Source organism: Achromobacter sp. Root170, from assembly GCF_001428165.1.
GTDB lineage: Bacteria > Pseudomonadota > Gammaproteobacteria > Burkholderiales > Burkholderiaceae_B > Achromobacter > Achromobacter mucicolens.
The window spans coordinates 326,752-348,189 of record NZ_LMHN01000012.1 but is presented as its reverse complement, the minus strand read 5'-3'; the positions used below and the strand labels follow the sequence as shown (position 1 = coordinate 348,189).

The window sequence follows — 21,438 nt, the reverse complement described above, 5'->3', positions numbered from 1 at the left end:
TAAATCAAGCGTGAAGCGCGCCGCATCGGGGCGGCGCGTCTCTCGCGCAAGACTTTACAGGAAGGCGGGCGAACTGGGGAGCCGCGGACCGCCCCGCATGGCTGCCAGGGCGCAGGCAAAAAAAAACGGCGCCTTGCGGCGCCGTCTTTCAATCAGGAGGCTGCAGGCTTATTCAGCTTGCGGTTCCGATTGGGGAGCGGCTTCGGGAGCGGCAGCGGCTTGCTGCTGCTCGATGCCGCCGATCGCCTTGATGGACAGGCGCAGGCGGCCCTTGTCGTCGGCCTCGATGACCTTGACCCGGACTTGCTGGCCGACCTTCAGCACATCGTTGATGTTCGCGATGCGGTAGTTGGCGATTTCGGAGATGTGCAGCAGGCCGTCGCGGCCCGGCAGCACTTGCACGATGGCGCCGAAGTCCAGCAGACGCAGGACCGAGCCTTCGTAGATCTGGCCCACTTCGACGTCGGCGGTCAGCTCGACGATGCGGCGCTGGGCTTCCTTGGCCTGCGCTTCGTCGACGCTGGCGATCACGATCGTGCCGTCGTCGGAGATGTCGATCTGCGTGCCGGTTTCTTCGGTCAGCGCGCGGATGGTGGCGCCGCCCTTGCCGATCACGTCGCGGATCTTCTCGGGGTTGATCTTGATGGTCAGCATGCGCGGCGCGAAAGCCGACAGCTCGCCGCGCGAACCGTCCAGGGCTTCCTTCATCTTGCCGAGGATGTGCAGACGGCCTTCACGGGCCTGGTCCAGCGCAACCTGCATGATTTCCTTGGTGATGCCCTGGATCTTGATGTCCATCTGCAGTGCGGTGACGCCGTTTTCGGTGCCCGCAACCTTGAAGTCCATGTCGCCCAGGTGATCTTCGTCGCCCAGGATGTCCGTCAGCACGGCAAACTTGCCGCCGTCCAGGATCAGGCCCATGGCCACGCCGGCCACGTGATCCTTGATGGGCACACCAGCGTCCATCATGGCGAGCGAGCCGCCGCAGACCGAGGCCATCGACGAGGAGCCGTTGGATTCGGTGATTTCCGACACGAGGCGGATCGTGTACTGGAAGTCTTCGGGGGCCGGCAGCACCGGAACCAGCGAACGCTTGGCCAGACGGCCGTGGCCGATTTCGCGGCGCTTGGGCACACCGATGCGGCCGGTTTCGCCGGTGGCGAACGGAGGCATGTTGTAGTGCATCATGAAGCGGTCACGGTACTCGCCCATGAGCGCGTCGATGATCTGTTCGTCTTGCTTGGTGCCCAGCGTGGCCACGACCAGCGCCTGGGTTTCGCCACGGGTGAACAGCGCGCTGCCGTGCGCGCGGGGCAGCACGCCCAGACGCACGCTGATCGGACGCACGGTGCGGGTGTCGCGGCCGTCGATACGCGGTTCGCCGTTCAGGATCTGGCCGCGGACGATGGCCGATTCCAGCGAGAACATGATGTTGTCGACCGTGACGGCGTCGGGAGCCGATTCGCCCTTTTCGGCGGCGGCGGCGGCCAGCTTGGCCGAAACCTCGGCCGACACTTCACGCAGCTTGGCCGTGCGAGCCTGCTTTTCGCGGATCTGGTAGGCGGCGTTCAGGCCTTCCTGGGCGGCGGCGGTGACCGCGGCGATCAGGGCCTCGTCCTTGGCGGGAGCTTGCCAATCCCAATCGGGTTTGCCGGCGTCCTTCACGAGCTCGTGAATGGCGTTGATGACGGTCTGCATTTGCTGGTGGCCATAGACCACGCCGCCCAACATGACTTCTTCGGACAGCTGGTCAGCTTCCGATTCGACCATCAGCACGGCGTTTTCGGTACCGGCGACAACCAGGTTCAGCTTGGAGGACTTCAGTTCCGATGCGGTCGGGTTGATGGTGTATTGACCATCGATGTAACCCACGCGCGCGGCGCCGATCGGGCCATTGAACGGGATGCCGGAGATGGCCAGCGCGGCCGAGGCGCCGATCATGGCGGCGATGTCGGGATCGATTTCAGGATTGACCGACAGCGTGTGCAGGACCACCTGGACTTCGTTGTAGAAGTCTTCGGGGAACAGCGGACGCAGCGGACGGTCGATCAGGCGCGACGTCAGCGTTTCCTTTTCGGAGGGCTTGCCTTCGCGCTTGAAGAACCCGCCCGGGATACGGCCGGCGGCGTAGGTCTTTTCGATGTAGTCGACGGTCAGCGGGAAGAACGTCTGACCCGGCTTGGCCTTCTTGGCAGCCACGACGGTGGCCAGGACGACGGTGTCCTCGATCGACACCACAACGGCGCCGGAGGCCTGGCGAGCGATCTCGCCAGTTTCCAGGACGACCGTATGCTGGCCGTACTGGAACGATTTAGTCACTTTGTTGAACATGACGATTATTCCTTACAAATGAAAAACCGTGGCCGCTGCGACATGCGTCGCACCGACCACGGTTGCGTCATGGGGAGCCAGCCCCGTCGATCACTTGCGCAGACCGAGTTTTTCGATCAGTGCGCGGTACGAATCGGGATTGCGGCCCTTGAGATAGTCGAGCAGCTTGCGGCGACGGCTGACCATACGCAGCAGACCGCGGCGCGAGTGATGATCCTTCATGTGTTCTTTGAAGTGACCGGTCAGCTCGTTGATACGGGCGGTGAGCAGAGCCACCTGAACTTCGGGGGAACCGGTATCGCCCTGAGCGCGTTGGAATTGCGCAACGATATCGGATTTCTTGATGTCAGCTACAGACATTGATGACCTCTTCGGACATGCGACAGGGCCGAGGCGCCCTGACGTGGTTTGGAAAAAATTTGCGCGAGCCAGGCTTGAATTCGCTTTCTCACTGCTGCCATTGGCGGGATCGGGCAGGACCGGCAAATGAGGCGTGACGCCGTGTTGCGGGCACTGCGACAAGCCACCAGCGGCTGGCGCAAAGGATCTTGCAGAATCAATACATTTGATAAAGCTCGGCGATTATAGCTGATTCGCTAGAATTACCCCAGCAAGGAGACTGGACCCGGCCAATGGCCGGTCGAGGCGGCAACGCCCACCCACAGGAGAAGGACATGATCAGCCCATACCGAATGGTCCGCTTGGCCGCCGCATCGATCGCATTGGCCGGTCTGGCCGCCTGCGCCAACATGACCGAGGTGCCGCCCGGCACCCCGCTGTCGCAAGTCCAGGCGCAATTTGGCGCGCCCAACTTCGAATGTCCCCAGGCCAACGGCGGCCGGCGCGTCATCTGGACGCAGCAGCCGATGGGCCAGTATGCGTGGGGCGCCAACGTCGGTCCCGACGAACGGGTCGACCGGGTGATGCCGCTTCTGACCGACGCGCATTTCAAGGTGCTTGAGACGGGAGATTGGGGGCCGGATCGCGTGCGCTGCGAATTCGGACCTCCCGCGCGCATCGACCAGGCCGGGCTGGGCGAAAAGCGCGAAGTCGTCTGGTCGTACCGCTACAAGGAAAACGGCGTGTGGAATTCGCTGATGTACGTCTACATGAGCCGCGACGGCAGCAAGGTGACGCACTTTCATCCCGGGCCGGACCCCATGTACGACGACGACCGGTTCAACTGGTGGTAGATGGCCCGACTGGGCTGTCTGCGCCCCGGACCTGAAGGCCCGCCAGAATGAAAAAACCCGCCGGTTTGAATCGGCGGGTTTCTTTTTGGGCGCCCTCAGGAGGAATGGCCCCGGCGCTCCTGCTGCAGGCGGCGCACCTTGTTCCAGCGCCAGACCCACGTGACCCAGCCCGACAGGCCGTACAGCACGAACAGGCCGAACAGCACCACCGGAGGATCGCTGGACACGAACACGAACACCGCGACGACGAGCAGGATGCCCCAGAACGGCACGCTGCGGCCCAGGGCGAAGCTCTTGCCGCTGAAGAACGGCGCGTTCGACACCATGGTGATGCCCGCGTACATGGTGAGCGTGAACGCCACCCAGGCCATCAGGCTGTCATGGATGGGCAGCTTGTTGTCCACGGCCAGCCACACGAAACCGGCCACCAGCGCGGCCGCGGCCGGGCTGGGCAAGCCTTGGAAGAAGCGTTTGTCGACCACGGCGATGTTGGTGTTGAAGCGCGCCAGACGCAGCGCCGCGCCCGACACATACACGAAGGCCGCCAGCCAGCCCCAGCGGCCAAGGTCGTTCAGGATCCATTCGTACATGACCAGCGCCGGCGCCACGCCGAACGACGTCATGTCGGACAGCGAGTCGTATTGCTCGCCGAATGCGGACTGGGTGTTGGTCAGACGGGCCACCCGGCCGTCCATGCCGTCCAGCACCATGGCGACAAAAATGGCGATGGCGGCGACTTCGAAGCGGTCGTTCATGGCCTGCACAACGGCATAGAACCCGGCAAACAAAGCGGCGGTGGTGAACGCGTTGGGAAGCAGGTAAATGCTCCGGTGGCGGTTCTCGGAATCGCGCATGGAAAAATTGGGCATGGTCTCAATAACTTACGACGGACTTTGAAAGGTTAACCTATCTGGCCCTGCTTGCGGGCTACAGCAAGGATCGTGCCCGGCCCAATTGGCGCCAGGGGCCGTAAATAAGCAGGAAAAGGCCAAAAAAAGCGGCATGCCCTTGCGAGGCATGCCGCTTCGATCCTGACCGGCGGGCCTGAAAGCCCCGCCCGCCCGGGGATCAGTTCTTGGACTTGTCCACCAGCTTGTTGGCGGCGATCCAGGGCATCATGGCGCGCAGCTTGCCGCCCACTTGCTCGATCTGCGATTCCGCGTTGATGCGGCGGCGCGAGGTCAGCGTCGGGGCGCCGGCGGCGTTTTCCAGGATGAACTTCTTGGCGTATTCGCCGGTCTGGATGTCCGTCAGGCACTGGCGCATGGCCTTGCGGGTTTCGTCCGTGACGATCTTCGGACCCGTTTCGTATTCGCCGAATTCGGCGTTGTTCGAAATCGAGTAGTTCATGTTGGCGATGCCGCCTTCATAGATCAGGTCGACGATCAGCTTGAGCTCGTGCAGGCACTCGAAGTAGGCCATTTCGGGCGCGTAGCCGGCTTCCACCAGCGTGTCGAAACCGGCCTTGATCAGTTCGACGGTACCGCCGCACAGCACGGCCTGTTCGCCGAACAGGTCGGTTTCGGTTTCTTCGCGGAAGTTGGTTTCGATGATGCCGGCACGGCCGCCGCCGTTGGCGCTGGCGTACGACAGGGCCACGTCACGCGCGGCGCCCGACTTGTCCTGGTACACGGCCACCAGGTGGGGCACGCCGCCACCTTGCTTGTACGTGTTGCGCACCGTGTGGCCGGGGGCCTTCGGGGCGATCATGATGACGTCGATGTCTTCGCGCGGCACGACCTGGCCGTAGTGCACGTTGAATCCGTGGGCAAACGCCAGGGCGGCGCCCGCCTTGATGTTGGCGTGGACTTCGTTGTTGTAGACCGAAGCGATGTTCTCGTCGGGCAGCAGCATCATGACGATGTCGGCCGACTTGACGGCTTCGGCGACTTCCTTGACTTCCAGGCCGGCGTTGGCGGCCTTGTTCCACGAGGCGCCGCCCTTGCGCAGGCCGACGATGACCTTCACGCCCGACTCATGCAGGTTCAGCGCGTGCGCGTGGCCTTGCGAGCCGTAACCGATAATGGCAACGGTCTTGCCTTTGATGAGGGACAGATCGCAGTCTTTGTCGTAGAAAACTTTCATGTTGTGCTCCAGATTCCAGTATTTGGATATTCGTTTGATTCAGATGTAGGGTGAGGCAGGCCTGGAAGGCCGGTCAAATCTTCAAAATCCGTTCACCGCGTCCGATGCCGGACACGCCGGTGCGCACGGTTTCAAGGATGGCACTGCGGTCCAGGGCCTCGAGGAAGGCCTGTACTTTTTCCTGCACCCCGGTCAGTTCGATGGTGTAGGACTTGTCGGTGACGTCGATGATGCGGCCGCGGAAGATGTCCGCCATGCGCTTCATTTCCTCGCGTTCCTTGCCAACGGCGCGCACCTTCACGAGCATCAGCTCGCGCTCGATGTGGGCGCCTTCGGTCAGGTCCACCACCTTCACGACATCGACCAGGCGGTTCAAATGCTTGGTGATCTGTTCGATGACCTCGTCCGAACCGGTCGTGACGATGGTCATGCGCGACAGCGTGGAATCCTCGGTGGGCGCCACGGTCAGGGTTTCGATGTTGTAGCCCCGCGCGGAAAACAGGCCCACCACGCGCGACAGCGCGCCGGGTTCGTTTTCGAGGAGGACGGAAATCACGTGCTTCATTGCGGGGCCTCCTTACAGGTCTTCAGAGCCGAGCAGCATTTCGGTCAGCCCGCGGCCGGCCTTGACCATCGGCCACACGTTTTCGGTGCGGTCGGTGATGAAGTCCAGGAAGACCAGGCGCTCCTTGTGCTTGCCAAACGCCTCGCGCAGCGCCGGTTCGACGTCGGCCGGGCGCTCGATGCGCAGGCCCACGTGGCCATAGGCCTCGGCAACCTTGACGAAATCGGGCAGCGAATCCATGTACGACTCGGAATAGCGCGAGCCGTAGTCGATCTGCTGCCACTGGCGCACCATGCCCAGGAAACGGTTGTTCAGGCAGACGATCTTGGGCGTCAGGCGGTACTGGTGGCAGGTCGACAGTTCCTGGATGTTCATCTGGATCGAGGCTTCGCCGGTGATGACAGCGACGTCCTTGCCCGGATTGGCCATCTGCACGCCCATGGCGTACGGCAGGCCCACACCCATGGTGCCCAGGCCGCCGGAGTTGATCCAGCGGCGCGGCTTGTCGAACTTGTAGTACTGCGCGGCCCACATCTGATGCTGGCCGACGTCCGAGGTGACGAAAGCGTCGCCGCCCGTCACTTCCCAGAGCTTTTCCACCACGTACTGCGGCTTGATGACTTCGGTCGAGTTGGCGAACTTCAGGCATTCCTTGCCGCGCCACGTCTCGACCTGGTCCCACCACTTGGCCAGCGAGGCCGGCTTGTGCTCGGCGGCGGCGATCTCGAACTGCGCGCTGAGATCGGCCAGGACGTCCTTGACGTTGCCCACGATCGGGACATCCACGCGCACGCGCTTGGAGATCGACGAGGGATCGATGTCGATATGGATGATCTTGCGGGCGTTCTGCGCGAAGTGTTTGGGATTGCCGATCACGCGGTCATCGAAGCGGGCGCCGATGGCAAGCAGCACGTCGCAGTGCTGCATGGCCATGTTGGCCTCGTACGTGCCGTGCATGCCGGGCATGCCCACAAACTGGCCGCTGCTGGCCGGGAAGCCGCCCAGACCCATGAGGGTGCTGGTGCAGGGCGCGCCCAGCTGCGTCACGAGCTTGTTGAGCTCGGGCGCGGCGTTCGAGAGGATGACGCCGCCGCCCGTGTAGATCATGGGGCGTTCGGCGGCCAGCAGCATCTGCACGGCCTTCTTGATCTGTCCCTGATGGCCCTTGTTGACGGGCGCGTAGGAACGCATCGAGATCTCGCCCTTGGGCGGCACGTACTTGCACTGCGCGACGGTGATGTCCTTGGGGATATCCACCAGCACCGGGCCCGGACGGCCCGTGCGCGCAATGTAGAACGCGCGGCGCATGGTTTCGGCCAAATCCTTGACGTCACGCACCAGGAAGTTGTGCTTGACGCAGGGACGCGTGATGCCGACGGTGTCGCATTCCTGGAAGGCGTCTTCGCCAATGGCCGCAGTGGGCACCTGCCCGCTGATGATGACCATCGGGATGGAGTCCATGTAGGCGGTGGCAATGCCGGTGACGGCATTGGTCACGCCCGGACCGCTGGTCACGATGCAGACGCCGACCTTTTGCGACGAGCGCGAATAGGCATCGGCCGCGTGCACGGCAGCTTGCTCGTGACGAACCAGGATATGCTGGAATTTGTCTTGCTTGAAGATTGCGTCGTAGATATAAAGCACCGCGCCGCCAGGGTAGCCGAAAACGTGTTCCACGCCTTCATCGGCCAGGCAGCGCACGACGATGTCGGCGCCATTCATTTCCATGTTGTAGTTCCTTTCAGTACCGGCCCTGCAACCCTGACTGCTGCGCGCCCGGATACGGCGGCAACTGAACCCATACCGGTTACGACAACATGATCCGGCGCTTAGCGGCTCACGGAGCCACGCCACCCGGACACCTTGCCGACCCGGCACACGCTCGACAGAACGCAGTGCAAACGCCCCTTGGGGACGCTGGAGGTCGAAATGGAAGCCTTGGCAACACACGCTTGTGGCGCGGCCAACGGCAGGTGTGACTTGCTGCAGGACGGCTGGGATGTGACCCTGGCCGTTCGCATCAACGCTCCGGTTTCGGATAGGCAGACCGAAGCAAGTGTGGCAATTTACCGCGTTGCGTCAAAGGTGGCAAATCGGCTTTTGCCGACCGTTGCAAGGAGGGTTCGGTAACTATCCGGCCCCAAAACCCGCGATGGCCTCTCTATACTTGTTGCGTCGTCCAGAACCGAGCCGCCGCCCATGGATTTACGCATTGCCAGCATCCGCCGCTTTCTCTATAGCCACTACTTCTTCGGAGGCGTGCGCCAGGGGGTTGGCATGCTGTTGCCCGTGCTGGTGCTGGGCGGCATCTTCGGCAATTACACGACCGGCCTGGTGGCGACCTTCGGCGCCCAGTGCCTGGCCATCATCGACCAGCCGGGCGGTCCGCAGCGGCACCGCACCAACGAAATGCTGGGCGGCGCGGCGCTGGGCACGATCACCGTCATCATCACGGGGCTGGCGTCCACGCATCCGGTGCTGATCTGGCTGGTGGTCATCGCGCAGTGCTTCGTCTATTCCATGTTCACCGTGTTCGGCAAGCGCGGCGGCCTGATCGGCTTTGCGGGCCTCTTGCTGATGACGCTGACCATGCATTCGCCGCTGGCGCCGCATGAAGTCCTGTCCCATGCCGCCGCCACGCTGGGCGGCGCGCTGTTCTATGTGGTGTTCAGTTTGGGGTTTTCGCGGCTGTTCTGGCTGCGCGAAGAGCAGCAGGCCATGTCGGTGGCGCTGTTTGCCACCGCCGACTACGTGGCCGCGCGCGCCAACTTCTACGACGAGACCTCGGATCTGGACGAGGCCTACCGCAACCTGATCCAGCGCCAATCGGTCATGACCGAGAAGCACCAGGCCGCGCGCGACATGGTGTTGCGCGCCTTGCCCCGCGGCAAGGGACTGGGCGACCGCCAGCGCGTGATGATCTGGAACATGTTCGTGGACATGCTGCAGCTGCTGGACACGCTGGTCGCCACGCACACCGACTACGCCGCGCTGCGCCGCACGCTGGCCGGCAACGACTGCCTGATCTTCATGCGCGACGCGCTGGTGAAGATGTCGCTGGAGCTGAACCGCATCGCGCTGGACGTCTCGCGCGGACGCAAGGTGCAGTACCGCAGCAGCGCCAAGGCCGAGCTGCGAGCCATCGAGTACGAGATCGAACAGTTGAAGCAGCAGGGGCTGGGCGAGCGCGATCCGGAGATGCTGGCGCTCATCGTCCAGGTGCTGCGGCGGCTGCGCAATTCGGCGCGCATCGTGGACCGGCTGGCCGATCACACCGCGGCCTCGCCCGACGCCAAGCCCACCGACGTGCTGCGCATCAACAAGTCGCTGACGCGGTTCATTTCGCGCCAGGAGTTCCGGTTTGGCCTGTTGACCAGCAACCTGCGGCTGGATTCCCCGCATTTCCGCTACGCGCTGCGGGTGACGGCCGCCGCGGCCATCGCGATGACGCTGGCCAGCCGCTGGCTGTCGCCCGAGTTCTCGGCGCACAACTACTGGATCATGCTGACCATCGTGATCATCATGAAGCCGGGCTTCGCGCTGACGCGCCAGCGCAATGGCTGGCGTCTGATGGGCACCCTGATCGGCTGCATCGCCGCGCTGCTGCTCTTTAACGTGACCGACGAGCCCAGCATCCTGTTCGCCGTGCTGCTGGGCGCGTGCATCATGGGCAACAGCCTGGTGCAGCTGAATTACATGGCCAGCGCGATCTTCAACACCTTGTTCGTGGTGCTGGTGTTTCACTTCGTGTCGCCAGGCACCGTGTCCATGTCGGTGATCGGCGAACGCGCCATCGACACGCTGCTGGGCTGCGCGCTGGCGCTGGTCTGCAGCTACATCCTGCCGTGGTGGGAGGCGCGTTACCTGAAGCCGCTGGCCTCGGCCGCGACCCGCGCCAACCGCGAGTATCTGCTGGCCGGCCTGCGCTACGTCGAAGCCATGCAGGCGCACGGCGCGCCGGTGGGCGAAGCCGCCGCCGAGACGCCGGCCGTCACCGACGCCGACCTGGCCTGGCGATTGGCGCGCAAGAACGTGCACATCGCCTTCAGCAATTTCGCCGAGGCGTTCTACCGGATGATGAGCGAACCCAAGTCGCATCAGGTGGACGTGCCGGAACTGAACAACCTGCTGATCCAGAACCACGTGCTGGCCTCGCAGATCACCGCCGCGATTCCCATCCTGGCGGCGCTGCCCGCCACGCCCGAGCCCATCAAGCAGGCCTTGGACGGCATGACCGTCCTGCTTGACGAAAACAGCCCGCGCGTGCCGCTGGACCTGCCCACGCAGTTCGACACCGCCGGCGATCAGGCCGCGTTGGTTTATCCCGTGAAGCAGATGCTCAAGGCCACCCACATGATCCGCCAGGAACTGCTGGCACTGGCCGACCCGCTGCATGCGCCGCCGGTGGCGGCGGCGGCCTCGTAAGCCGGCATTCGCCGGTTCCGCGGGCGAAAAAAATGCCGGCCTGGCGCAGATGCCAGGCCGGCATTTTTTGTGAAAAGGCGAAGTCCCAACCAGGTTCAACCCGGTGTCTGACACTCCAACGAGACAGTCTTCAAGCGACCGCACCGCTTCCGGGGTGTCTGACACCTTCCCCGCCCGGCGACGCCGTCAGTCCAGCTTGCGGCGGAACACCAGCTTGTCCGCCGACGACGCCGATGCGTCGTACGCGTAGCCTTCCAGATCAAAACCCTGCAGCCCTTCCGGCTTGGCGACCTTGTGCTGGATGGCGTAACGCGCCATCAGCCCACGTGCGCGTTTGGCATGGAAGCTGATGATCTTCCAGGCGCCGTTCTTCCAGTCCTGGAACACGCATTGCACCACCCGCGCCTTCAGCACCTTCTGGTCCACCGACTTGAAATACTCCTCGGAGGCCAGGTTGATGATGACCGGCGACTTCTGGCCGGCCTGGCGCTCGTTCAGGTAGTCCGCGATGGTGCTGCCCCAGTATTCATACAGGTTCTTGCCTTTGGGGGTCTCCAGCCGCGTGCCCATTTCCAGCCGGTAGGGCTGCATCAGGTCGAGCGGGCGCAGCACGCCGTACAGACCGCTCAGGATGGCGACGTGCTCCTGAGCCCAGTCGAGCTGCTTGGCCGACAGGGTGGCGGCGTCCAGGCCTTCGTAGACGTCGCCATTGAAGGCCAGCACGGCCTGACGCGAGTTGGCCTGCGTGAAGCTGCGCTTCCAGTGCGCGTAGCGCTGGACGTTCAGCTCGGACAGGGCCGGGCTCAGGCTCATGAGTGCCGAGATGTCCTCGGCGGTCTTGGTCTTCAGAACCTTGATCAGGCCCGCGGCCTGATCCACGAACATCGGCTGGGTGTGCGTCTCGATGTGCAGCGGCGAGTCGTAGTCCAGCTTCTTGGCGGGGGAAAGCAACAACAGCATTCAGGATTTCCTTGATTTAGCGCGCCGTCCAGCCGCCATCGACGGAGACGGTCGTGCCGGTGATTTGCGCGGCGGCATCCGAGGCCAGGAACACGGCGGTGCCGCCCAGTTGTTCCGGCGTCACGAATTGCAGGGACGGCTGCTTTTCGCTGAGCAGTTCTCGAGCAGCGGCTTCCTGGTCCACGCCATTCTTTTCGGCCAGCGCGGTGATCTGTTTTTCGACGAGCGGGGTGCGCACCCAGCCCGGGCAGATAGCGTTGGCGGTGATGCCCTGCCCGGCCGTTTCCAGCGCCGTGACCTTGGTGAATCCCACCACGCCGTGCTTGGCCGCCACATAGGCCGACTTGCTGGCCGAGGCCACCAGACCGTGCGCCGACGCGATATTGATGATGCGGCCCGAGCCTTGCTTCTTCATGTGCGGCAAGGCGGCGGCGGTGCCGTGGAAGACGGCGGACAGATTCAGCGCCAGGATGGCGTCCCACTTTTCGGCCGGGAAATCTTCGATCAGCGCCGTGTGCTGGATGCCGGCGTTATTGACCAGGATGTCGATGCGGCCCAACTGGCGCACGGTGTTCTCGACCAGCTCGCGCACGGCCGCTCCCTTGGACAGATCCGCGCCGTCGTAGATGACCTTCACGCCATGCTTGCTGGCCAGATCCGAACGCAGCTTTTCAATGTCGGCCGCGTCGCCGAAACCGTTCAGCACGATGTCCGCACCCTGCTGGGCGAAGGCCGTGGCGATACCCAGGCCGATGCCGCTGGTGGAACCGGTGACAAGCGCTACTTTTCCTTTGAGCATGAGCTTTCTCCTGTGAGCGGGCGCATAAGTGAGGAAAACGAAAAGGGGGCAAACGAACAGGGCTACAAGTGTAGCTGCCCGGCAAGGCGCCCATCATGCCATGCCCTCACCCGCCGCAGGGTCAAGCGGCGGGCGGCTTGTCCGACGGGGACGATGACGCGGCGTCGGCGGGCGGCGCGGCGTCCGCCACCGGCAGGCCGGCCATGCCGCCATACTTTTCGGGCACGCGCTCAAGCACCTTGATCAGCACCGGCACCACGCCCATCGACACGGCGACGATCACCGACAACACGTCGCGCTGCTCCAGGTTGACCAGATGGTTGTCCCACGCTTCGTTGAAGATGGCGAAGCTGAACTCGCCGCCCTGGGCCAGCACCAGCGCAAACAGCAGGCGGTGGTAACGGGGCAACCCCAGAAAGCGGGCAAAGCCATAAAGAATGACGGCCTTGACCGCCAGCAGCGCCAGCACGCCGGCGCAGATGAACATCCAGTGATGGGCCACCACCTTCAAGTTGATGGACATGCCGATGGCCACGAAGAACAGGCCCAGCAGCAATCCCTTGAACGGGTCGATCGCCTTTTCGAGTTCGTGCCGGTAGCGCGATTCGGCCATCAGCACGCCCACCAGGAATCCGCCCAGGCCGGCCGACAGACCCGCATAGTCGAACAACTGGGCGGCGCCCACCACCATCAGCAGCGCCGCGGCGGTAAACAGTTCGTTCAATTCCGCCTTGGCCGCCCACCCCAGAAGGCGCAGCCGGTAGGCCAGCGCCACCACCGCCACGGCGATCAGGGCTTCCTTGAAGGACGGGGCCGACGTGCCATCCGAACCCAAGAGGCCAGCAGCCACCAGCATCGGAATCGCGGCCATGTCCTGAAACAGCAGCACCCCCAACGCCGAGCGCCCCAGCGGCGCGCGGGTCAACTGGCGCTCGTCGAGCAGGCGCAGCGCCACCGCCGTGGACGACAGCGCCAGCGACAGGCCGCACAGCACGGCCGCCTGCCATTCCATGCCGGCCAGATGCCGCAGGGCCGCGCCGAACACCACGCCCAGCAGCAGGCCGCACACCAGCATCTGCAGCGAACCCAGGACAAAGACTTCGTTGCGCATCGCCCACAGGCGCTTGGGCGACAGCTCCAGCCCGATGATGAACAGCATCATCACGACGCCCCACTGCGAGACGCCGATCATCGTGTCCACATTGGTGACCAGCTTGAAGCACGATGGGCCGACCAGGATGCCTGCGATCAGATAGCCGGGAATGGCGCCCAGACCCAGCATTTGTGTGACGGGCACGCACAGCACCGCGGCGAGCAGCAGGATGAGGATGAGGTCCATGGGATGGGCAGAGGGCGGAATGGGAAGAATTCTGGCCAAAGATTGCCCCGGCTGAAAGCCGGATGAAACCCGTTGTGGTCCTTTTACCCTTCCTTTTATCCGCCCCTTTACACAAAAGAAAAAAATCCTGTAGAATTGCGGGCTTCGCTGCTCCGACAACGAAGATCCTTCCGACCAGGGATCTTTAGTGAAGGCTTGTTAATCCAAGCGCTCACCGTTACGGAACCCAGCCACGGAGAGGTGGCAGAGTGGTCGAATGTACCTGACTCGAAATCAGGCGTACGGTATCCCCGTACCGTGGGTTCGAATCCCACCCTCTCCGCCAAGTATTAAAGAATGAAGCCCCTGAGAAATCAGGGGCTTTTTTCTTTGTGCTGTGTTTGGTGTGGGCTTATCAGTGTGGGCTTATCAGTGCGGGCCTATCAATAAGCAGCCAGCCGCCGCGGCGGCGGCGTTTCGCCAGCGTGGACGGACGACACCGCCTCAACCGCCAACACCCGCTCTGCGCCGCCCGGCAACCTGAACGCGCTCACCGCCCGCGTCAAATCCGCCGACTGATCCTGCATCGATCCCGCCGCCGCGGCGGCCTCTTCGACCAGGGCGGCGTTCTGCTGGGTCACTTCGTCCATCTGCGCCACGGCGCGGTTGACCTGTTCGATGCCGTCAGCCTGTTCGGCCGAGGCCGCGGCGATTTCGCCCATGATGTCGGTCACGCGTTGCACGGAACTGACGATCTCCTGCATGGTCGCCCCGGCGCGTTCGGCGCTGCCCGAGCCCTGGCCGATCTTCTGCACGGTGTCTTCGATCAGCACCTTGATCTCCTTGGCGGCCTGAGCGCTGCGCTGCGCCAGCGTCCGCACCTCGGCGGCCACGACCGCGAAGCCCTTGCCCTGCTCGCCAGCCCGCGCGGCTTCCACGGCGGCGTTCAGGGCCAGGATGTTGGTCTGGAATGCAATGCCGTCGATCACCGACACGATGTCCGAGATCTTCACCGAGCTGGCGGAGATCGCGTTCATGGTGCTGACGACTTCGGACACGGTGGCGCCGCCGCGGGATGCGGTTTCCGAGGCCGCCGCGGCAAGCTGGTTGGCCTGCTTGGCGCTATCGGCGTTCTGCTTGACCGTGGAGGACAGCTGTTCCATCGACGCGGCCGTTTCTTCCAGCGAAGCGGCCTGCTGTTCGGTGCGGGAAGACAGATCGGTATTGCCTGCCGCGATTTCGCCGGACGCGGACGCGATGCTGTCCACACCGGTCCGGATGCGGGCGACCGTGGCGGCCAGGTTGGCATTCATGGATTCCAGCGCCATCATCAACTGGCCGATCTCGTCACGGGATCGCACGACGATCGTGCTGGTGAGGTCGTTGGCGGCGACGGTGCGCGCCACGCGCACGGCGTCGGACAGCGGACGGGTGATGCTGCGCGTGAGCAGCACGGACATCAAGAGACCGCACACCACCGCGATGGAGCCGATCACGATCATCCACAGATTCGCGTTGCCGTAGGACGCTTCGATCTCCGCGGCCCGCGCATCGATGTCGGCGCGTTGCAGCGCGGACAGGCGATTGATGTTGTCGATGAACTGACGCGTCGCGGGCAGGAACTCCTGCGTGAAGATCTTGTTGGCGGCCTCGACGTTGCCTTCCTGCTTGGCCTTGAAGATGCCGTCGCGGGTGCGCAGGTAGTCCGCCCGCGCCTTGCCGATTCCCTGCCACAGCGCCTTTTCCTCGTCGGTCTCGATCAGGGGCTCGATCTTCTGCTGCAAGGCCGACGAGTTGCGGGTCGAGGCCGCCGCTTCCTCGGTGAAAAAGCCCGCCAGACTGGCGTCGGCGCTCTTTGCGATCGCGGTGGTCCGGGTGACCCCGGTCTGGATGTTGCGCGCCCAGTCGTTGATCAGGCGCTCCTTGGTCAGTGAACGCTGCGTCAGCGTGTCGACCGAATCGTTGATGTTGGCCAGGCTGACCAGCCCGACGACGCACATGACCATGATCATGGCCAGCAAGATGGCGAAACCACCCGCCAGGCGGGTTCCAAGCTTCATGTTTTTCATACTGCCTCCGGCGGCTCCCAGGGCAAGTGTGAATGCGGGCTCGGGCGGATGCCTCGGCGGCGGAATTGCGCCGCCTCCAAAACAGGCCAGATGCTCGCAAGCCCCTGGTTATCCGCCCCCAATAATGGTGTCCGTTGTGTCTGAGAATTGCCGGCGGAGAGGTCGAGTTGTCGAGGGTTCTCGCGACGGTCGAACGGATGCTAGCAGTCCGGATTTGGGGGGCATCGCGGGAAATGAAGGCGTTATTGACGCAACCTCGACGCATTGCGCCAAATCGCCGGCGGCGTTGTAAAAAAGCCGCTTTCCGGCCGCAACGCACGGGCAAAAAAAACGGCCCGAAGGCCGTGGTCAGATCAATCCGGCGTCGTCGGCCGCGCAAGCTGGAAGGTGTCCGTGCTGCGCGCGTACCAGCCGCCGCCGTGCATGCGGGCAATCAGCCCGAGCGCCGGCGTGTCCACGTGGCCGCGCTCGGCGTCGCGCACATAGGCGTCCTCGACGTGCGCGCCCAGGACGCGGCCGATGACTACGATCTGGCGCGGGCCGGTCACGACCGTTGCCTGGCTGACGCATTCCAGCGCCACCGGGCTGCCCTGGATGCGGGGCGGCCGGACATGCGTGGACGCGAGCGCCGTCAGGCCGGCCGCGGCCATCTCGTCCACGTCGGCCGGGTAATCGGCGCAGGTCTGGTTCATTTCGCGAACCAGCGACTCCGGCACCAGGTTCACCACGAACTCGCCGTTCTCGATGATGTTGGCGCCCGTGTCCTTGAAATCGCCATCGGGATGGCGCATCAGGCCGATCGCGACCGTCGGCGGCTGATGCCCCATCACGTTGAAGAAACTGAAGGGCGCCGCGTTGACCACGCCTTTGCCCGATACGGTGGTGACCCAGGCGATCGGACGCGGCGTGACGGTCGAGGTGAGGATGTTGTAGACCGTCTGCGCCGGCAAGGCGCTGAAATCGAACTCCATCGATCAAGCCTCCTGCGGCGCGGCGGTGGGGCCGGTCGCCGACACCGCGCGCTTCTCGCGGGTGTCCACCTGCAGCTGGAAGACGTCGGGCCGGGCGTAGTGTCCGGACACGTCGAAGTCGTATTTGCCGCGCAGGATCTGATTGGGCTCGATGTCGGCGTACAGGATGGTTTCTTCCGAGAAATCCGGGCCGGCCAGCACCTCGCCCAGCGGGCCGATGATGGCGCTGCCGCCGCGCATCAGCACCGTGTCCGGCGCATCGCCCAGGGCGCATTCGAAGTCTTCGGGGTACGCGCTGCGCCGCAGGTGCTGGCACGCCGTCAGCACGTAGCAGCGGCCCTCCAGCGCAATGTGGCGCATGCTGGGCACCCAGGTGTCGCGGTCGTCCGCGGTGGGTGCGCAGTACAGCGCCACGCCCTGGCTGTACATGTACATGCGCAGCATGGGCATGTAGTTCTCCCAGCAGATCACCGCGCCGATCTTGCCGTAGGGCGTGTCGATGACGGGCAGGGTGGACCCGTCGCCAAAGCCCCAGATCAGCCGCTCGCCCGCGGTGGGCATCAGTTTGCGGTGCTTGCCCGCCAGGCCGGCCTGGCCATTGAAGTACAGCACGGTGCAATACAGCGTGCCGCCGTCGGCCTCGATGCAGCCCATGACCACGAAGCTGTCGGTATCGGCCGCGGCCTGCGCCACCAGCGCGACCTCTTCGCCGTCCAGGCGGATGGCCTGCCGATGGTATTGGGCGAACGCGTCGCGGCCCTCCGGTTTGCGCATGCCGATGGGCGCGCCGAAGGAGTTGCCCTTGGGATATCCGCCCAGGAAGGCCTCGGGAAACACCTGCACGCGGGCGCCCTGCTCGGCCGCCTGGCGGATGAGCCCGGCTGCCTTCTGGGCGCAGGCCACGCTGTCGGTGGGAATGGACGCCGCCTGGATGACGGCGGCCTTGAAGGTGGTTTGCACGGTCATGTCTCTGCTCGCTTCCTTGTCGCGTTGTTGTTAGTGGACCGGGTCTTCGTCGATGGCCTGCGCGCGCGTGTTGGGCAGCAGCAAGCTGCCGATCACGCCCACGATCACCATCACCGTCACCGGGTACATCAGGCCGCCGAAGATATTGCCGCTGGCCTGCGCCAGGTAGGTGGCGGTAAAGGGCACGATACCGCCAAATATGCCGGCGCCGATGTGATACGGAAAGGACAGCGCCGTGTACCGGATGCGCGCGGGGAACAATTCCACCAGATAGGACGCGACCGGACCATAGACCATGGCGACGACGGCGGTCATGAGCACCAGGATCAGGATGATGGTGGCGCGGTCGATCCGCGCCGGATCGGCCTTTTCCGGATAGCCGGCTGCGGTCAGCGCCTTGGCGTACGCCGCGCGGTCAAAGCCGTTGACAGTGGCGCCGCCCACGCTCATCGCGATCTCCTGCCCCGGAATCGGCGCGGCGTACTCGAAGTTGATGCCCTTGCCGACCAGGAATTTCTTGGCCTGCACGCATACCTTCTTGTGGTCGGCGTGGCTGCCGATCATGGCGGCCTGCAGCCCGAAATCGCAGGCGCCGCCGGTGGTGTCGGCATGCACGCGGACGGGCGTCGTCTGCATCGCCTGCGCCAGCGCCGGATTGCCGGCATTGAGCAGGACGTCGAACATGGCGTGGTAGCCCACCGCGCCGATGAACAGGCCCGCCATCATGATCCACTTGCGGCCCACCTTGTCCGACAGCCAGCCGAACAGCACGAAGGTCGGTGCGCCGATGATGAAGCCGATCAGGATCAGCGTGTAGACGGTGGTCTGATCAAGCTGCACGGCCTGCTGCAGGAAGATCATGACGTAGAACTGGCCGGTGAAGTACGTGGCGCCCTGCCCCGCCGTGACGCCGATCAGCGCCAGCAGCACGAGCCGCAGGCTGGGCCATTGGCCGAACGTTTCCTTGACCGGGTTCTTGGACAGGCGGTTCTGCTGCTTCATGCGCGTGAAGACCGGCGATTCGTGCAGCTTGGCGCGGACGTAGATCGAGATGGCCAGCATCACGATCGACAGGATGAACGGCAGACGCCATCCCCACTGGCGGAAGTCCTCGGCGCTCATCGAGGCCTGGACGCACAGGATCACGACCAGCGACAGGATCAGCCCCGCCGACGAGGTGATCTGGATCCAGCCGGTCAAGAGGCCCCGGCGCCGCGGCTCGCAGTGTTCCGCGACGTAGATCACCGCGCCGCCGTATTCCCCGCCCACGGCCAGGCCCTGCACCACCCGCAGCGTCAGCAGCAGGATCCAGGACAGGTGGCCCGCCGTTTCGTAGGTGGGCAGGCAGCCGATCAGCACGGTTGCGCCGCCCATCATGACGACGGTGATCAGGAAGGTGTACTTGCGGCCCAGCTTGTCGCCCAGGTAGCCGAACATCACCGCGCCCAGCGGCCGGATGATGAAGCCCACGGCCAGCGCGCCCAGGGCGGCCAGCAGCGCGACAGTCGGGTTGTCCTGCGGGAACAGGACCTGGCTCATGAAGACGGCCAGCGTCCCGTAGATGAAAAAGTCGTACCACTCGAACAACGTTCCCAGTGTGGAGGCCACCACGACCTGGCGTTCTTCCTTGCGGCTCAGCGTCGGCCCGGCGTCGATCCTGGGCATTGCGACATTCGCTTCCATGCTTGCTTTCCCCTGATGTTTTAGATTGATACTGCTGTATGCATTAACTATTATCAAAGCTAAGACGTCGCCGGCAAAAGCTAGGGGAAACCCGGCGCGGCGGTCCAAGCGGCAAAAAAGGCCGCTGCTACACTGCCGCCACGCACACAGTGGAGGCAGCAATGGCAAGGCCCGCCGGCAAGGCTGAGAAGAATTCGGAACAGGCGCCTGCCACGGCGCGCAGGGGCATCCAGTCGATCGAAGTGGGATTCCGGATCCTGGACGTCATCCGCAAGACCGGCCGCCCGATGCCGCTCAAGGAAATCGCGGACGCCTGTGCGCTGACCGTTCCCAACGTCCACTACTACCTGGTGAGCTTCCAGAAGGTGGGCGTGGTGCAGCAGCACGCCGACACCGGCCATTACGGGCTCGGTCCGTACGCGCTTCGGTTGGGGCTGGCCGCCCTGGAGCAGTTCGACGTGTTCACCACGGCGCGCCCGATCATGGCCGAGGTGGCCGCGGCCACCGGCCATACCGTGTTCCTGGGGGTGTGGGGCAACAAGGGGCCCACGATCGTGTACCGCGTCGAGGGCAGCCGCAGCCGGCCCCTCCTGGAATTGCGCGTCGGCACGGTGATGCCGCTGCTGTCATCCGCGCTGGGCCGCAATTTCCTGGCGCACCTGCCGGATGCGCTGACCCGCGAGCTACTGGAACAGGAGATGGCCTCGTCCGTGCCGGAAAGCCACGGCGGTACCGCCGGCAACGCCTACACGATGGCGGATGTGCAGGCCATTCGCGACGAGGTCCGCAAGCACCACATCAGCCGATGCCGCCACGCGCTGCTGCCGCATTTCACGTCGCTGTCGGCGCCCATCTTCGACATGCTGGGCGAAATGAAGGCGGCCATCACGCTGATGGGGCCGGTGGGCGCCGTGGATGACGACCTGGAATCGGCCACCGCACGCCTGCTCAGCGAAAAAGCCCGCTCGATCTCGGCGACGGCGGGCTGGGTGGATCCGGAGGCGGCAGCCAACTGAGTTACGCGGTGTCTGGCTTTATCCCTCAGCCACGATCTTCGCGTCCTGGATCGTCTTCGCGTACTTCTGCTGCTCGCTCTTCATGAATTCGGCAAAGCGCTGCACGCCCCCGCCGCCGTCTTCCGCGCCCACCTGCGCCAGCTTTTCCTGCACGTCGGGCATCGCCAGCACCTGGTCGATGTCGCGGCTCATGCGCTGGACCATGGCGGCGGGCATGCCGCCCGGCCCGACCATGCCGAACCAGATGCTGGCCTCGAAGCCCGGGTAGCCCTGTTCCGCGACCGTCGGCACATTGGGCTGGCTCTTGGAGCGCTTTTGCAGCGTCTGCGCCAGCGCGATGACCTTGCCGGACTGGATCAGCGGCGTGGCCGTCGTCATGCCTTCGAAGCAATATTGCACATGCCCGCCCAGCAGATCGTTCATCAGCGGCGCCGATCCCTTGTACGGCACATGCAGCACGTCAATGCCGGCGCGTGCCTTGAAGATTTCCAGGGCCAGGTGCTGGGCCGATCCGCTGCCTGCTGAGCCGAACACGATCTTGCCCGGCTGCGCGCGGCACAGCGCGACGAGGTCGGGCAGCGTCTTGGCCGGTTGCCCGGCGCCCCCGATCAGGATGGTGGGCGTCTTGCCGACCAGGGCGATCGGCGTGAAGTCCTTGTCCACCGAATACGCAAGCTTGGGCTGCAGGCCCGGCGCAATGCCGTGGCTATTCACGTGCGCCATCAAAAGCGTGTTGCCGTCGCCCGGCTGGCGCGCGACCTGTTCGGCCGCGATGATGCCGGCCGCGCCCGCGCGGTTCTCGATGATGACGGGCATGTTCCACAGCACGCCCAGCTTCTGTCCCAGCAGGCGGGCCAGTACATCCGTGCCGCCGCCCGCGGGAAACCCGACCACGATCTTCACCGGCCCGGACGGCATCTCCTGCGCCCGCGCCACCGCGGGCAGCACCAGCGCCGCTCCCAGCGCCGCGGCGCCGGTCATGAATTGCCTACGTTGCATTGTTGTCTCCTCGCGCGCCGGTCCAAAGGCCGGCAACTGGTTATGTGGACACTGCCTG

Annotated in this window: 17 protein-coding genes and 1 tRNA gene; 4 read left to right on the top strand and 14 right to left on the bottom strand. The window is 64.4% G+C overall.

Annotated elements, in window-relative coordinates:
• Positions 1-168: 168 nt before the first annotated feature.
• Positions 169-2,331, bottom strand: coding sequence for a polyribonucleotide nucleotidyltransferase (gene pnp / locus ASD87_RS11815; RefSeq protein ID WP_056321443.1), 2,163 nt, complete (start codon positions 2,329-2,331; stop codon positions 169-171).
• Positions 2,332-2,421: 90 nt separating this feature from the next.
• Positions 2,422-2,691, bottom strand: coding sequence for a 30S ribosomal protein S15 (gene rpsO, locus ASD87_RS11810; protein WP_006223612.1), 270 nt, complete (start codon positions 2,689-2,691; stop codon positions 2,422-2,424).
• A gap of 314 nt (positions 2,692-3,005) precedes the next feature.
• On the opposite strand from rpsO, the gene ASD87_RS11805 reads away from it, so the two are divergent.
• Entirely contained in the window at positions 3,006-3,524 is a 519-nt protein-coding gene (locus tag ASD87_RS11805; RefSeq protein WP_056321438.1) for a hypothetical protein, read from the top strand.
• A gap of 95 nt (positions 3,525-3,619) precedes the next feature.
• Here ASD87_RS11805 and pssA read toward each other — a convergent pair whose 3' ends face one another.
• From pssA to ASD87_RS11785, 4 genes are all read right to left on the bottom strand, one after another.
• Positions 3,620-4,393: a CDP-diacylglycerol--serine O-phosphatidyltransferase gene (pssA, locus tag ASD87_RS11800; protein WP_056321436.1), complete on the bottom strand. Its 774-nt coding sequence runs from the start codon at positions 4,391-4,393 to the stop codon at positions 3,620-3,622.
• 199 nt (positions 4,394-4,592) lie between these two features.
• Complete coding sequence (ilvC, locus tag ASD87_RS11795; protein WP_056321433.1) at positions 4,593-5,609, bottom strand: ketol-acid reductoisomerase; 1,017 nt, start codon at positions 5,607-5,609, stop codon at positions 4,593-4,595.
• Between the two features lie 73 nt (positions 5,610-5,682).
• The gene (gene ilvN, locus ASD87_RS11790) at positions 5,683-6,174 is read right to left on the bottom strand and encodes an acetolactate synthase small subunit (RefSeq protein ID WP_006223608.1); all 492 of its coding nucleotides are present in this window, start codon (positions 6,172-6,174) and stop codon (positions 5,683-5,685) included.
• Between the two features lie 12 nt (positions 6,175-6,186).
• Positions 6,187-7,956, bottom strand: a complete 1,770-nt coding sequence (locus ASD87_RS11785) for an acetolactate synthase 3 catalytic subunit (RefSeq protein WP_223576600.1) — start codon at positions 7,954-7,956, stop codon at positions 6,187-6,189.
• Positions 7,957-8,373: 417 nt separating this feature from the next.
• Here ASD87_RS11785 and ASD87_RS11780 point away from each other — a divergent pair, with 417 nt between their 5' ends.
• On the top strand, positions 8,374-10,599 hold the full coding sequence (locus ASD87_RS11780) for an FUSC family membrane protein (RefSeq protein WP_056321428.1): 2,226 nt from the start codon (positions 8,374-8,376) through the stop codon (positions 10,597-10,599).
• Positions 10,600-10,785: 186 nt separating this feature from the next.
• Here ASD87_RS11780 and yaaA read toward each other — a convergent pair whose 3' ends face one another.
• The 3 genes from yaaA to ASD87_RS11765 all read right to left on the bottom strand — a co-directional run bounded on the left by yaaA (position 10,786) and on the right by ASD87_RS11765 (position 13,697).
• Positions 10,786-11,559, bottom strand: a complete 774-nt coding sequence (gene yaaA, locus ASD87_RS11775; RefSeq protein ID WP_056321427.1) for a peroxide stress protein YaaA — start codon at positions 11,557-11,559, stop codon at positions 10,786-10,788.
• A 16-nt stretch (positions 11,560-11,575) separates the two neighbouring features.
• A complete protein-coding gene (locus ASD87_RS11770; protein ID WP_056321424.1) occupies positions 11,576-12,358 on the bottom strand; it encodes a 3-hydroxybutyrate dehydrogenase in 783 nt (260 codons plus the stop codon).
• A gap of 121 nt (positions 12,359-12,479) precedes the next feature.
• On the bottom strand, positions 12,480-13,697 hold the full coding sequence (locus ASD87_RS11765) for a cation:proton antiporter (RefSeq protein ID WP_056321422.1): 1,218 nt from the start codon (positions 13,695-13,697) through the stop codon (positions 12,480-12,482).
• A 234-nt stretch (positions 13,698-13,931) separates the two neighbouring features.
• On the opposite strand from ASD87_RS11765, the gene ASD87_RS11760 reads away from it, so the two are divergent.
• Positions 13,932-14,022: transfer RNA gene (locus tag ASD87_RS11760), tRNA-Ser, on the top strand.
• Positions 14,023-14,119: 97 nt separating this feature from the next.
• On the opposite strand, the gene ASD87_RS11755 is transcribed toward ASD87_RS11760, so the two are convergent.
• The 4 genes from ASD87_RS11755 to ASD87_RS11740 form a co-directional block, all read right to left on the bottom strand.
• Positions 14,120-15,736, bottom strand: coding sequence for a methyl-accepting chemotaxis protein (locus ASD87_RS11755; protein WP_304438531.1), 1,617 nt, complete (start codon positions 15,734-15,736; stop codon positions 14,120-14,122).
• Positions 15,737-16,098: 362 nt separating this feature from the next.
• The gene (locus tag ASD87_RS11750; protein WP_056321417.1) at positions 16,099-16,716 is read right to left on the bottom strand and encodes a flavin reductase family protein; all 618 of its coding nucleotides are present in this window, start codon (positions 16,714-16,716) and stop codon (positions 16,099-16,101) included.
• A 3-nt stretch (positions 16,717-16,719) separates the two neighbouring features.
• Entirely contained in the window at positions 16,720-17,682 is a 963-nt protein-coding gene (locus tag ASD87_RS11745; RefSeq protein ID WP_056321415.1) for a carbon-nitrogen hydrolase family protein, read from the bottom strand.
• A gap of 30 nt (positions 17,683-17,712) precedes the next feature.
• Positions 17,713-19,365 carry an MFS transporter gene (locus ASD87_RS11740; RefSeq protein ID WP_056321412.1) on the bottom strand — a complete coding sequence of 551 codons (1,653 nt, stop codon included), beginning with the start codon at positions 19,363-19,365 and terminating at the stop codon, positions 17,713-17,715.
• A gap of 161 nt (positions 19,366-19,526) precedes the next feature.
• Between ASD87_RS11740 and ASD87_RS11735 the strand changes: the two genes are divergently transcribed.
• A complete protein-coding gene (locus tag ASD87_RS11735; protein ID WP_056321410.1) occupies positions 19,527-20,381 on the top strand; it encodes an IclR family transcriptional regulator in 855 nt (284 codons plus the stop codon).
• Positions 20,382-20,399: 18 nt separating this feature from the next.
• Here ASD87_RS11735 and ASD87_RS11730 read toward each other — a convergent pair whose 3' ends face one another.
• Positions 20,400-21,380, bottom strand: coding sequence for a tripartite tricarboxylate transporter substrate binding protein (locus tag ASD87_RS11730; protein WP_056321409.1), 981 nt, complete (start codon positions 21,378-21,380; stop codon positions 20,400-20,402).
• Positions 21,381-21,438: the final 58 nt, after the last annotated feature.